This window comes from Sphingomonas sp. LR60 (assembly GCF_036855935.1).
Taxonomy (GTDB): domain Bacteria; phylum Pseudomonadota; class Alphaproteobacteria; order Sphingomonadales; family Sphingomonadaceae; genus Sphingomonas.
Genome location: NZ_JASPFK010000001.1, coordinates 1648537 through 1662289 on the forward strand (window position 1 = coordinate 1648537; position 13753 = coordinate 1662289).

The following is a 13753-nucleotide window of genomic DNA, read 5'->3' on the forward strand; positions in this document are numbered from 1 at the left end:
CCCTCGATTGTGTGTCGGGACTATACGGCTCACTCCCAGCGCCGTTCCGGTCGGCGCGATCGGGCTTTACTCACATCAACGTCAATTCAGGCTCATCAGGCTCGCATTGCCGCCGGCGGCGGTGGTGTTGATCGACGTCGAGACTTCCTCGACGAGCCAGTCGAGCCGATAGCCAGCACTCGCCGCCTGGGGGAGCACGATCGGTCCCGGTAGCGCCGCAAGCGACTGCAGCACCTTGCCGACGCGGTCGCTATCGCCTTCGATCAACGCGCCCGCGAAGGCCGGCTCTCGCCGCCAGTCGTCCGCGACGCGGACTCGCGCTGCCACCGTCTCAGGCAAGAGCGCGAGCGTGTCGCGGACCGCGTCGCCGTTGCCGATCACCACTTCGTTGCCGGTCGCCAGCGCGACGCCCAGCTGATCGATCAACCCGTCCCGCGTCTCAGGCAGCGCCAGCACGCGCCCGCGTGGATGCAGCGCATACAGATTGCGCTCGCCCACCGGCCCGCCAAGCTCGACCTCTGCGCCCAGCATCGACGCCGCGATCGCTGCACGCACCCGCGTCGCCGCATCGCTGTCGCCGCGCTCTTCGAGCCGCGTCGCCAGATCGCGCGCCGCCGGATCGGCATGATCGCACACCACCGCCGGGGGCAGGGCCGCGCCGCCAACCAGCCGCCCGAGATACAGCGGCCCGCCTGCCTTGGGGCCCGTCCCGGAAAGCCCACGTCCGCCGAACGGCTGAACACCGACGACAGCGCCGATGACATTGCGGTTGATGTACAGATTGCCCGCTTTCACCCGGCTGGTGACATGCGCGATCGTCTCGTCGAGCCGTGTGTGCAAACCGAAGGTCAGGCCATAACCGGTGGCGTTGATCCGGTCGATCAACCGGTCGAGATCGGCACGGCGGAAGCGCACGACATGGAGCACCGGGCCGAACACCTCGCGCTCCAACTCGGCGATGTCGCTCAGCTCGATGATCGTCGGCGGAACGAAGGTGCCGTTCGCGGTATCCCCCGACAGCGCCACCTGCTCGACGCGATGCCCGCCCGCCCGCATCCCCGCGACATGCGCCTCGATTGTCGCCTGCGCCTCGGCAGAGATGACCGGGCCAATGTCGACTGCCAGCCGGTCGGTACGCCCGATCGACAGCTCGTGGAGCGCACCGCGGATCATCGTCAGCGTGCGATCCGCGACCTCTTCCTGGAGACAGAGGATCCGCAACGCCGAGCACCGTTGCCCGGCGCTGTCGAAGGCGGAAGCGATCACGTCCGCGACCACCTGTTCGGCGAGCGCCGACGAGTCGACGACCATCGCATTCTGGCCACCCGTTTCGGCGATGAACGGGATCGGCGCCCCGTCGGGAAGCAGGCGCGTCGCCAGCTCACGCTGGATCAGCCGTGCAACCTCGGTCGAGCCGGTGAACATCACCGCAGACGTCTCGGGTGCCGCTACTAGCGCTGCACCGATCGCGCCGTCGCCGGTGATAAGGTGCAGCACGTCACGCGGTACGCCGGCCTCGTGCAGGATCGCGACGCCCTGCGCGGCGATCAGCGGCGTCTCTTCCGCGGGCTTGGCGAGCACCGCATTGCCTGCGACCAGTGCCGCCGCGATCTGACCGGTGAAGATCGCGAGCGGGAAGTTCCACGGACTGATGCACGTCACCACGCCCAATGCGCGATGCCCGGCGCCCAAGGTCGAGCGCGCCTGCTCGGCATAATAGCGCAAGAAGTCGATCGCCTCGCGCACCTCGGCGATTGCGTTGGGCAACGACTTGCCCGCCTCGCGGACGATCAAGGCCAGCAGCTGCGGCATCCGCGCCTGCATCGCATCGGCGGCGCGGTCGAGGGTCGCAGCGCGTTCGGCCGGCAGGCGCGCAGCCCAGCCCGCCGCCGCACCCGCAGCACGTTGCGCTGCGTCGCGCGCTTGCTCGACCGACATCTCGCGCACGACGCCAACCTGATCGCGATGATCTGCCGGGTTCAGCACCACGCGCTCGGCCCCGTCATCGCCCGCCTGCCACGGCCCTTCTGCCGCCAGCGTCCGGCTCAGTGAGGAGAGCACCGTCTCGTCGCTGAGGTCCAGCCCGGCGGAATTGCGCCGAATGCCGTATAGCTCGTGCGGCAAGGCAATCTGCGGGTTTTTCTGCCCCGGCACCGCCATCCGCCGCACCGTCTCGACCGGGTCGGCGACCAGATCCGCGATCGCCACATCGGGATCGGCGATGCGGTTCACGAACGAGGAGTTGGCCCCATTTTCCAGCAGCCGCCGGACGAGATAGGCCAGCAGCGTCTCATGCGTCCCAACCGGCGCATAGATGCGGCACGGCCGGTTCAGCTTCGCAGGTCCCACGACTTCATCGTACAGCGGCTCGCCCATGCCGTGCAGGCACTGGAACTCGTAATCGCCGACCGTGAAGTCCGGGCCGGCAAGCTGATAGATCGCGCTCAGCGTCTGTGCATTGTGCGTCGCGAACTGCGGGAACACCGCGTCGCGCGCCGCGAGCAGCTTGCGCGCGCAGGCGGTGTAGGCGACGTCGGTGTGGACCTTGCGCGTGTAGACCGGGAAGTCGACAAGCCCGTCGACCTGCGCGCGCTTGATCTCGGCATCCCAATAGGCACCTTTGACCAGCCGTACCATGATCCGTCGTCCGGCCCGCCGCGAGAGATCGACGATCCAGTCGATGACCAACGGGCAGCGCTTGCCATAAGCCTGCACAACGAAGCCGAGCCCGTTCCAACCCGCAAGATCGGGATCGGTCGCGAGGCTTTCGAGCAAATCGAGCGACAGCTCGAGCCGATCCGCTTCCTCGGCATCGATGTTGAAACCAATGTCATAGCTCTTGGCGAGCAACGCCAGCGCCTTCACGCGCGGCAGCAACTCGTCCATTACGCGTCCGGCCTGCACCCGCACATAGCGCGGGTGGAGCGCGGAAAGCTTGATCGAGATGCCCGGACCTTCGTAGATCCCGCGCCCTGCGGACGCCGCACCGATCGCGTTCACTGCGACCTCGTAATCGCGATAATAGCGATCGGCATCCGCTGCGGTGGTCGCGGCCTCTCCGAGCATGTCGTAGCTATAGCCGAACCCACGCGCCTCCAGCGGACGCGCGCGCTTCAGCGCCTCGCCGATCGTCTCGCCGGTGACGAACTGCTCGCCCATCATCCGCATCGCCATATCGACGCCGCGACGGATCACCGGCTCCCCGGCGCGCGCGATCAGCCGCGTCAGCGCCGCGCTCAACCCGCTGTCGTTGACGCTACCGGTCAATTTACCGGTGACAACCAGCCCCCATGTGGCGGCGTTGACGAACAGCGACCGCCCGTCGCCGACGTGACTGCGCCAGTCGCCTCCGGAGATCTTGTCGCGGATCAGCGCGTCACGGGTCGCGACATCGGGGATGCGCAGCAACGCCTCGGCGAGGCACATTAATGCCACGCCTTCCTGGCTCGACAGCGCATATTCCTGCACCAGCCCTTCGACGCCCGTACCCTTGTGCTTGGCGCGCAGCGCGGTGACGAGCGCAGTCGCGGTGGCGGCGGTTGCCGCACGAACGTCGTCCGGGAGCGTCGCTGCGTCGAGCAACGGGGCGAGGCACTCCGGTTCACGGCGGCGGTAGGCAGCGGTGATCGCCTGTCGCAACGCGCTTTGCGTGCGGATCGGCGGGGCGAAATCAGCGAACGGGGGCAAAGCGGCGCGCATCGCGGAATATCCTCTCGTGGTCAGCGCTCCATAGCGAGTCACAGCGTGGCAATCCGTCCGGATTTGCGGCATCGTTGCGCTGAACGAAGCTATTTAGGCAGCCATGGTAGACCGAATGGACCAGAAAACGTCGATAGCCGGACCGATCGACGCGTTCGATCGGCGGATCATCGAGGCGCTGCGCGCCGAAGGGCGGTTGTCGGTCACCGAACTGGCGAAACGCGTGGGGTTGTCGAAGACCCCATGCCAGGTGCGGCTGCGGCGGCTGATCGACGGCGGCTACATCCTCGGCTTCCGGGCGATCGTCGACCCGGCGCGGCTCGGGCTCGATCACATCGCCTTCACCGAGGTCAAACTGTCGGACACCCGCGAGACCGCGCTCGAGGAATTTCGTCGCGCGGTGTTGCGCATCCCTGAGGTCGAGGAATGTCATATGATCGCCAGCAGCTTCGATTATCTGCTCAAAGTGCGCACCGCCGACATCCGCCGCTATCGTGAGGTACTCGGCGAGCGCATTTCCTCGCTCCCGCATGTCGCGAGCACCTCGACCTTCGTGGCGATGGAGACGATCCGCGACGCAGCGGTCTGAACCCGCTTGCTCAGCCCTTCAGCGCGAACAGGCATAGTCCCGCGCCGGCGAGCCCCACGCCGATCAGGACGATCATGAAAACGAGCGCCTTGGTCCGTCGACGCAGGCGCTGGGGGCGGTGATACCGACTATAAATGGCGCGACCTCGACCGTTTTGGTTTTATGTACTCGTGGGGCAGCACGGATTGCCCTGCGATGAAGCGCGCGGCTCGACCGCCTTATCGGCCGCAGCCGCCATTGGTGGTGATGGCATCATGCGCGGATTGCTGTAGCGCGACGGTTTCCGCTTCCGAAAAGCCCAGATCGCCCGCCGCCGCCTCGCGTGCGCCAAGGCTAAGCGGATCGACGCCGGTCACGCGCGCGAACACCACCAGCGCCTCGATATAATAGCCGTAGCTGCTGGCGTGATAATGATCGTAGGACCACAAAGGCACACGCGTATAATCGATCCCGTCATACGGGTTTGCGTCGGCGACTCCGCTTCGGATCGCACACGTGAATGCCTGTCCGACGGGTGCGACATCCGCCTTCGCGCGCCGCGCCGCGGCATCGATCACGCGCCGTACGTCGATCGCCATCTTTTCGATCGGCGTACCCGACCATGGCTTGTTTGGCAGGAATACGAGGTCGGGTCGCGTCCAGGTCGAGGTCAGCGTGATCGCGACCTTCGGATTACGCGTGCGCAGCACCTCGGCGATGCGCGCCGCGTCGGCAATCGTCGCCGCGCCGTCACCGGGCCGCGCCGGATCGAGCGTGCTATATTCCTGCAGGACGACATGATCCCAAAGGCGGTCGAGCACCGCGCGTCGCTCGGCCAGATGCCAGCCCAGCGTCTTGCCGCCGGACGTTTCGAGCGACACCTGCCAATCGAGCCCGGCCTGTTCGGTGAAGCGTTTGAAGAGGCCCGGTACGCCCCCGATCTCGCTCGTTGTTGAGGTCGGTGACACGGTCGGCGTTCAATACCCGCACCGGCGTATTGGCGCCGAAGGTGAAGCTGTTACCGATGAAGAGGATCGTCTCCGCCCGTGCCTGCGCTGTGGTGGTAAGAAGAGCAGCAAGCCCCAGGAGGATCGTTCGCATGGCGCTGCTCATAGCGCCGCCGCCGCGATCCGTGAACCGCGGCGGCTGGCGGGATCACCAAGTCAGGTTAAGACGGCCGTAGACCTGCCGGCCGTTGAACCCGAACGGCGAGTAATAGGGGAAGGCTGTCACCCCGTTGTTGTTGAGCGCGGCTGGCGTCGTGTTCGGGTAGATATCGAGCAGGTTCTCTGCACCCAGCGCCAGCGTGACGTTGTCGTTGAAGCGATAACGCCCCTCCAGATCGATGATCGTACGCCGTCCCGTATAGATGTCGTTCGCAACGACGGTGCCGGGTTGCAGCACGTTGCCGTAATGCACCGCGCGGAGCGTCGCGCCCAGCGCCTCGCCGCGCCAGTCCACTGCGCCGACGATCTTGGTGCGTGGCGTCCCTTGCTCGATCGTCAGGACACGGTTGCGACCGAACAGGCTAGGGGCAGGGTTGAGCGATGCCGTGGAGGTCGGGACACGATCGACCGAAATGTCGTTCAGGTTCGCCGCCGCGCTCAGGTTGAAGCTACCCAGATTCTGCGTGCGCAACGTATAGGCCGCGACGATATCCAGCCCCTTGGTGGTCGTCTGGACACCGTTGATGAAGAAGCGCGCCGCCTGCACCCGGAACGGCGCGAGCAGACTGCCGACCTGCGTGCTCGCCGTCGCCTGGATGTTCTCCGACAGCGCGATCTGGTCGCGGATGCGGATGTGATAGCCATCCACCGTCAGGCTGAACCCGCCGAAGCGCACGACCGTACCGGCCGAATAGTTGCGTGACTTCTCGGGATCGAGCGGCAACGCGCCCAGCGCCCGCGCGATATCGCTGGAAACCGGGTAGAGGCCCGTTTCCTGAAGCACGTTGCCGTTCACCAGCGACTGGGTCGAGGTATAATATTGCTGCTGGAGCGACGGCGCGCGGAAGCCGGTCGAGACCGACCCGCGAAACGCCAGCCACGGTGCGATGTCATAGCGTGCCGAGAGCTTGGCGGTCGCCGTCTCGCCGAAATCCGAATAGGTCTCCCCACGTGCGGCCGCACCGAGCGTCAATTTGTCCCAAAGCCGTGCCTCGACGTCGAGGTACAGGCTGCCATTGCTGCGATGGACGTCGACCTCGTTCTCCGGCCGAAACCCGACGAACCCCTGCGCCCCTGACGCCAGCCGCGTGTCGGCACCCGCCGCGCGATCATAGCTTTCCGATTGCCCGGCACCGATCGCGAAGCCCTCGCGACGATATTCGCCACCCGCCGCGATGTTGATGACCGCCGCACCGAGCGTATATTCGCGCGCCAGGTCGAGCCCGGCGGTCAGCTGATCGTAGCGAAGCCGCCCGCTGTCGAAATTCTGCGGCGATGCAATGCCATAGGTCGCATTGCCCGAGTTGCGCGTCTCGAAGTCGATCGTGTTGCGTCCATAGCTGACGGTCAGGTCGGCGTTCCAGCCGCCCAGCTCTCCGCGTACCCCCGCTGTCGCGTTATAGTCCTTCGACCGTGACCCGATCAGCGGCAGGAAGCCGTCCGGGTAGAGGCCGATCAGCGCCTCCGCGTTCAGATTGTTGGCGTTGACCACGCGCGGGAAGGCGCCGCTCTCGCTGTCGCGTTGCTGGAACCCGCCGTTGGCATATGCAGTCCAGTTTCCGTCGCCGAGCGGCACCGCGGCATTGACGTAGACCGTGCCCTGTTCGACCTCCGGATCGCCGAACCGCGCGCGGATCCGGTTGGGCGCCGTCCCACGCGGATCGATATCGGCGCGATTGGTCGGCTGGCGCGAGACATATTCGCCCGAAACGGTCAGGAAGCCCTCGCTGCCGATCGCGAAGCCCTTCCATCCGCTGAACGTCGCCGTCTCGCCATCGCGTACCGACCGCGAGGTGCGGGCGGCATCGTACTTGGTCGCATAGGTGCCGAAGGTCACGTTCGCGCCGCCACCCTCGCGTGCCTCGCGCAGCCGCAGGTTGATCACCCCCGCGATCGCGTCCGAACCATATTGCGCCGATGCACCTTCGCGCAGCACTTCGACGCGGTCGAGCGCGACGGTCGGGATCGTATTGAGATCGACCGCCGCCGACCCGCGACCGATCGAACCGTTGATGTTGAGCAGCGCCGACGTATGCGCGCGCGCCCCGTTGATGAGCACCAGCGTCTGGTCCGGCGAGAGACCGCGCAGCGTAGCGGGGCGGATCGCATCGGTGCCGTCGACCGCCGCCTGCCGCGGGAAATCGATCGATGGCGCCACTGTTGACAGCGCATCGGCCAGCTCGGTCGTGCCCTGCGCCCGCAGCGCGTCACCGGTCAGCACGTCGACCGGCGAAACCGTATCCAGCCGGCTGCGACCCGGTGCACGCGTACCCGTGACGACCACCTCATTGTCGGCTTGCGCTTCGGCATCCGTGGTAGCAGCAGGTGCGGTCTGCGCGACGACGGGCGTGGTCAGCGCAGGCAGCAACAGCGCGGCGCTGGCCAGCAGCGCGGCTTGAGTGGTGCTCATGGGAATTCCCCTTCTTTTTATATGCGACGGTCTTTGATCCGTCATTCTCTACCGCGCTGATGGTGATTACGCGTCCAAGGCTTGCTTTCGCGCGAATAAGCGCGGCTTGGCCCGGGTCGCTACAGTCGATCGCGCGATGCGAATGATCGGGAAGATACCCGTAAGCCATTGGCGGAAGAGGTGGTGGGGCGGTGGCGTGGCTACGCTGAAGGTGCTGGCCGAGCTGGGGATTGAGTTGGAGGCTACGGCTCGGCGTACGCCGGAGCTGGTCTTACGAGGGTGTCAGTCGCGCATGCACGCGATGCTGCGCCCGATGGTTGGTGGATGACGCAGCGGCCTGTTCGATGCCGGCGTGAGTGGGGCAGGGTGGGTATCGCTCGGGTACCGGGGTGATCTAAAGCGGAAGATGGCCAGTGTTTCCGCAGCTTTGAGACGACCGAGGCGGAGGAATCCTCCGCCTCGGTGCTTCTCTACGGCAAAAGCTTGCGCGAGACTGCGTAGCCGTTTTTCCAGATCAGCCGGATACGCCGGGTGGCGGCGATATCCTTGGTCGGGTCGCCGTCCAGCAGCAGCATGTCTGCCTTACGCCCTGGAACGATGCGTCCCCGATCCTCGGCGTGGAAGAACGATGCTGGGGCAGACGTGGCCGAGATCAGCGCCTGCGTGGGCGTCAAGCCAGCCCGTTCCAAGAGCGACAACTCGAGATGAAGCGACGGCCCGAACGCAGTAGTTGGATTGGGAGCATCGGTGCCCGCGATCATCATCACGCCTGCGCGCGCCAGCCGACCGACGTTCGCAAACGCGATGTTGTAATCCGCCGCGCGGGGGTGCGGCCAATCCAGCTCGAGCATACCACGCTGGCGCGCGCCCAGGTAAGGAGCGATTACAGGGTCAGCGGCCAAATTGCGTGCGTCAGGCAGCCCGGCCAATCCTGCATAAACTGCGAGCGTCGCGGTTTGCGCAACACCCCGTCGTTTCATCTCCGTGGCAAGCGCGTCACTGATCAATTCGTCGCAGACCGCATGCTCCAGCGCGTCGGCACCGTGCTCCACAGCAAGCTTCGCATCCGCCAGCCGCTGGACGTGAACAACAACCCGCCGCCCTGTCGCCTTCGCCGCCGCCAATACGGTGACGAAGCGAGCTGGGGAGAACGCAGGCAAGCTCGGGGCCCTACCTGGACGGGAGCCATCGTCCTGAAGCACCTTGATGTAGTCCGAGCCCCCCGCCACGCGAGCGCGCATGAAGGCGTTCGCATCACCATCGGACGCGAGCGTCGGCGGCGGGGGCACATCGGACGGAAGGTCCTTCAGCAACTCGGTAGGATGACCCCCGGCGGCGTGGCGCCGATCGCCGCGGTGTAGGTATCAGCCTCGCCTACCTCTCCATCTGCAACGCGCTGCTGGCGCCAACGCTCGATTGTTGGTCGATCAGCGAGCGAGTACATGTCGAAGACCGTCGTGACGCCGAAGCGAAGCGCATCGGCCTGTGCGCCAGGGAAGACATGGACGTGCCCGTCAATCAGCCCTGGTATCAGAACCCGTTCATGCGCTTCGACGACTTCGATCCCGCTTGGGGCGCCGATATGGCGGGCGACCGAGGTGATCCGGCCAGCTTGAACCAACACGTCACGCGTTCCCAGCATGCGAGTGCCGTCGAATACGCGAGCATTGCGGATGAGCACGCTACCGTCGCGCGCGATCGCTGGCGACGATATGAGCAGCGCCGCGATACTCCCGATGATCGTCCGACGCATGCTGCCCCCTTATCGCATCAACAGGATGCGCCTGGTTTCATCTTGAGCGCTCTGCAGGGCAGCCTCAAGAGCGCCACGTTGGTGCGCGGGTATTTGACGGGTACGATCGGCTCCAGCACGGCTGACACTCCAAGGGCTGCGTTGAGCAAGGCGGATTGCCTTCGCAAGATCCCGTCTTACCCTCTACATCACCGCATGGATGACGATCAGCGATCAGAGCCACCCCGCTGGAGCGAAGAGCCGGGGCCGGTCTACAAGGCTTTCGGTTGGGGCTGCTTGCTTCTGGCCGTCCTGCCCATCCTCTACGTCTTCTATATCGTTTTCTCCTTTTGCGAGTATCGCTGCGGCTAAGGCGAGGCTGGTTAGCAGCTTGCGGATATCTGGCGGATACAATCGCCGTCGTACGGCACCTGCGCCCTGGAGAGAAGCCGACCGAGGCGGAGCGATCCTCCGCCGCGATTGGCACAACAGGCGGAGCACCTGTTCTCGCTCACCGCCGTACGCGCGTCGCTCATCGCAACGGCGTTGACGCACCGATCGTTAGCGACAACTGCCTCGTGTCCCGAGGTCGGCGACGCGCTGGCATGATCGAAAGAGCGACGCCTGTGCCCCTATTCTCGATGCTCGGGTTCCGCTCGCACGATGTCGCCATCGACCTGGGGACCGTCAACACGCTGGTCTATGTCGCGGGACGAGGGATCGTCATCGATGAGCCGTCGGCGGTAGCATTGGAGCTGCGAGACGGCGTTCCGCGCGTTTTCGCGGTGGGTGCCGACGCAAAGCTCATGATGGGCAAGACGCCCGAGAACATCCGCACGATTCGTCCGCTGCGCGACGGGGTCATCGCTGACCTCGACGTCGCCGAGCAGATGATCAAACACTTCATCGACAAGGTCCACGGCGGCACAAGCCGCATGCAGCGCCGACCGAAGATGGTCATTTCGGTGCCGACGGGCTCGACCCAGGTCGAACGCCGCGCCATCAGACAGGCGGCGCTGAGCGCGGGCGCTTCCGAGGTGCGATTGATCGAGGAAGCCTTGGCGGCTGCGCTTGGTGCGGGCCTTCCGATCACCGGTCCGACGGGCTCGATGGTCGTCGACATCGGCGGGGGAACGACGGAGGTTGCCGTCCTGTCGCTGAGTGGACTGGCCTACAGCAGCTCCGCCCGGGTCGGCGGCGACAAGCTGGACGACGCCATCATCTCCCACATCCGGCGCAGGCATAACCTCCTGGTGGGCGAGGCGACCGCTGAGCGGATCAAGATCGCGCTTGGCGCGGCCAGCCGGCCGCACGGGCCCGAGCGGCGGTTGCAGGTGAAGGGCCGCGATCTCGTCAACGGCATCCCCAAAGAGATCAGCATCGGCGAGGCCGAGATCGCGGATGCGCTGGCCGATCTGGTGGGGCAGATCATCGAAGCCGTCCTGCGAACGCTCAGCGACGTGAAGCCGGAACTCGCAGCCGACGTCGTCGATCGCGGCATCGTCCTGACCGGCGGGGGTGCACTGCTTTCCCGACTGGACGAGGTGCTCAGCATGGCGACCGGCCTGCCCGTAGTAGTCGCTGACTCACCGCTGCTTTGCGTCGCGCTCGGTGCGGGCCTTGCGCTCGAGAACGCAAGTTTGATGGAGGCCCTGTCCGAAGGGTGACGCTGCTGAAGGCACGGTGGCTGTTGGCAAAGGCCGGCGAGCACGCCGGGGTATCGGACGGGTAAAATCGCGCTTGTTCACCCTTCCGGATGAGTGAGGAAGGCGACCGAGGCGGGGTGCCGCTCCGCTCAACCGTAAAAGCTGGAAGCTTCGAGGATGGCTGGATCAGTGCGATGTTCAGACGGTCTTTGGCGTGTCGATCGGGTCGGCTACTGACGACAAATGATCGTCACGATTGTCTTTGTGGCCGCCGTTCTTGCCTTCATCGTCAGCTCGGTGGCTGGCGGTGGCGCGGGCCTGGTGCTCGTTCCGCTGTTGCGCCTTATTCTTCCGATCGCGTCGATACCGGGAGCGCTCTCGATCGGGACCGCCGCGAGTTCGATGTCGCGGATCTGGCTGTTTCGCACCCGCATCCGCTGGGACGTCGTACGCCGTTTCGTCCCGACGGCGCTGCCCGCCGCAGCGCTGGGTGCATGGCTGCTTACGAGGTTCGACGCAGTCTATGTCGAGTTTCTGCTGGGCTGTTTCCTGCTCCTCAACCTTCCCGCGCTGTTTCGACGCATGCCGGCACCGAAGACAGAGCAGCCTTTGCCGCTTCACCATCTTCCGGCCCTCGGCGCCGCAGCCGGGCTTTACCGGAGCGGTGGGGGTCGTTTTCAACCGCGCTTATTACCGGATGGGACTGACCAAGGACGAGATCGTCGCGACCCGTGCGACCAACGAGGTGCTGCTTCACCTCCTCAAAATCGCGCTCTACGGCATGTTCGGGCTATTGCCGCGATCGGCATTGATCGCGGGTGCGCTGATCGCGACGGCCGCGGTACTGGCCTCGCTGGTCTCCCGCAGGGTCCTGTCGTTGATGCGTGAGAGCATGTTCCGGCGTGCCGGTCTGATCGCGATGGTGGCGTCCGGCGTTGCGATGTTCACCCTGTCGGGCGGCCAGATCATGGCGATCCACCGCGCTTGGGTCGCGTATGTTGCTCCTGGAGACGAGCAGGAGATCCAGTTGTACTGGGGCGGCGCCCGCACGGCTGCGATCGAGCGCGAAGACAATGGGCGATTGGTCGTGGAGCGTGTCGTCCGGGCGTCGGAGCTACCGCCTGCCGTCCGCGCGGCGTTGCCCTCCATCGCTGCAGGTGGCGAAATCCTGATGATCGAGGAGGTGCGCGGCGAAGGTCGGTACTATGAGATCTATCGGAGACAATCCGGTGACGTCCGTAAGTTCGAGGTCAGCCCGGATGGAACACCGCGTCATCGCGCGATGATCCCTTGAGAGTTTGCTCAGAAAGCGGCCTCCAGCGTGGGGTACAACCATCATTTTCTCGTCCTGCGACGGAGGAGAAAACGGAAGTGAGGCGGAGGGCTTCTCCGCTTCAGTGTCCGGGTAGGACAGAAACGCCGACCAAATTATTTCGGCAAGACTGCAGCGAACTTACCTTGCCTCGCCAAGCTCATCTCTGGGTTCCTCGCCGTCTCTCCCGTTACAGCTTGTTGTAGAAGTCCTCAGCGACCGTCTCGAGCCAGGTCACGGACGTACCGTCAAGTGTTTCGGACACTGCCACATGCGTCATCACGCTATCACGCGCCGCGCCATGCCAGTGCTTGACGCCGGGTGACGCGTTTCCGCTCGATCCCCAGCGTCATCTTCGCGGCCGGGATGCGCCAGATCGGCTCGGGGCCGTCCAGTCCTTCAAACTCGTGCCGCTCGGCCAGGCGGACCGGCGCCGAGCGCGCGCGAACACCTCGGAGATCCGCTGACGCATCCGGTGCGCGGTTTAGACCGCGCCGCGCGCCTCGATCGGCTGCAGCACCTCCAGCACCAACGGCGTCGTGATCGACGCGACCGGAAGCTTGCCGATCTTCGGAAAGATGTCGTTCTTGAAGCTGCTCAGCACAAGATCCGCGTGGCGCTTCGACCAGATCGTCGTCTGGCTCCCCATGCAATTCGAGCGCCACCGCCTCGAAGGTGCTGCCTGCGGCCACCGCCTGCTCGGCGGCACGCTGGCGTTTCGAGATCGCCGGATCCTCGCCTTTGCGGAGGACACGAGCGGCATCGTTCCGAATCTCCCGCGCCTCGTTCAGCGAGATCGAAGGGTAGGGCCGAAGACTAGCCGCTTCTCCTTTTGCGCGGATCGAGATTTTCCAGCGCCAGGATTTGTAGCCGCTTGGGAGCACTTAAAGGTACAATCCGCCGGCATCGCCCAATTTGTAGGGCTTGGCCTTTGCTGCGGCTTTCCGACAGGCTACGTCGGTCGGCATTCGGTGCCCCCAACGCAGAAAGCCTGTGCCCCCAAAGTGCCCCCAGAATCGTCGCGCTGCATCGATGCATGTTGCGACGAACTGAGACGCTGGACAAGTCGTTCGCAGAGGGTGGGGCCGGTCCTACGAGGTCGTCTGAGACAATCCGACGTAAGCCATTGGCGGAAGAGGTGTCCGACAATGCCAGTAGCTAAACAACTGTGATAGCTTGATAAACCGTGCTTTCCGCGTTTTATGGCTAACCCCCTGCCT

Annotated in this window: 10 protein-coding genes; 4 read left to right on the forward strand and 6 right to left on the reverse strand. The window is 65.2% G+C overall.

Annotated features, from left to right (window positions below):
• Positions 1–81 precede the first annotated feature (81 nt).
• The gene (putA, locus tag QP166_RS07495; RefSeq protein WP_333915356.1) at positions 82–3699 is read right to left on the reverse strand and encodes a trifunctional transcriptional regulator/proline dehydrogenase/L-glutamate gamma-semialdehyde dehydrogenase; all 3618 of its coding nucleotides are present in this window, start codon (positions 3697–3699) and stop codon (positions 82–84) included.
• Positions 3700–3814: 115 nt separating this feature from the next.
• Between putA and QP166_RS07500 the strand changes: the two genes are divergently transcribed.
• Complete coding sequence (locus QP166_RS07500) at positions 3815–4288, forward strand: Lrp/AsnC family transcriptional regulator (RefSeq protein WP_333915357.1); 474 nt, start codon at positions 3815–3817, stop codon at positions 4286–4288.
• 218 nt (positions 4289–4506) lie between these two features.
• Here QP166_RS07500 and QP166_RS07505 read toward each other — a convergent pair whose 3' ends face one another.
• From QP166_RS07505 to QP166_RS07520, 4 genes are all read right to left on the reverse strand, one after another.
• Positions 4507–5235, reverse strand: coding sequence for a PEP-CTERM sorting domain-containing protein (locus QP166_RS07505; protein WP_333915358.1), 729 nt, complete (start codon positions 5233–5235; stop codon positions 4507–4509).
• A 187-nt stretch (positions 5236–5422) separates the two neighbouring features.
• The gene (locus QP166_RS07510) at positions 5423–7843 is read right to left on the reverse strand and encodes a TonB-dependent receptor plug domain-containing protein (protein ID WP_333915359.1); all 2421 of its coding nucleotides are present in this window, start codon (positions 7841–7843) and stop codon (positions 5423–5425) included.
• Between the two features lie 470 nt (positions 7844–8313).
• The gene (locus tag QP166_RS07515) at positions 8314–9084 is read right to left on the reverse strand and encodes an amidohydrolase family protein (RefSeq protein ID WP_333917286.1); all 771 of its coding nucleotides are present in this window, start codon (positions 9082–9084) and stop codon (positions 8314–8316) included.
• A 65-nt stretch (positions 9085–9149) separates the two neighbouring features.
• Positions 9150–9596: a hypothetical protein gene (locus QP166_RS07520; RefSeq protein ID WP_333915360.1), complete on the reverse strand. Its 447-nt coding sequence runs from the start codon at positions 9594–9596 to the stop codon at positions 9150–9152.
• Positions 9597–10180: 584 nt separating this feature from the next.
• Here QP166_RS07520 and QP166_RS07525 point away from each other — a divergent pair.
• The 3 genes from QP166_RS07525 (at position 10181) to QP166_RS07535 (ending at position 12515) form a co-directional block, all read left to right on the forward strand.
• Positions 10181–11242, forward strand: a complete 1062-nt coding sequence (locus QP166_RS07525; protein ID WP_333915361.1) for a rod shape-determining protein — start codon at positions 10181–10183, stop codon at positions 11240–11242.
• A 222-nt stretch (positions 11243–11464) separates the two neighbouring features.
• Positions 11465–12109 (forward strand): sulfite exporter TauE/SafE family protein, encoded by a 645-nt coding sequence (locus tag QP166_RS07530; RefSeq protein WP_333915362.1) that lies wholly within the window; start codon positions 11465–11467, stop codon positions 12107–12109.
• Between the two features lie 4 nt (positions 12110–12113).
• A complete protein-coding gene (locus QP166_RS07535; RefSeq protein ID WP_333915363.1) occupies positions 12114–12515 on the forward strand; it encodes a hypothetical protein in 402 nt (133 codons plus the stop codon).
• 305 nt (positions 12516–12820) lie between these two features.
• Here QP166_RS07535 and QP166_RS07540 read toward each other — a convergent pair whose 3' ends face one another.
• Entirely contained in the window at positions 12821–13417 is a 597-nt protein-coding gene (locus QP166_RS07540) for an Arm DNA-binding domain-containing protein (RefSeq protein WP_333915364.1), read from the reverse strand.
• Positions 13418–13753 lie beyond the last annotated feature (336 nt).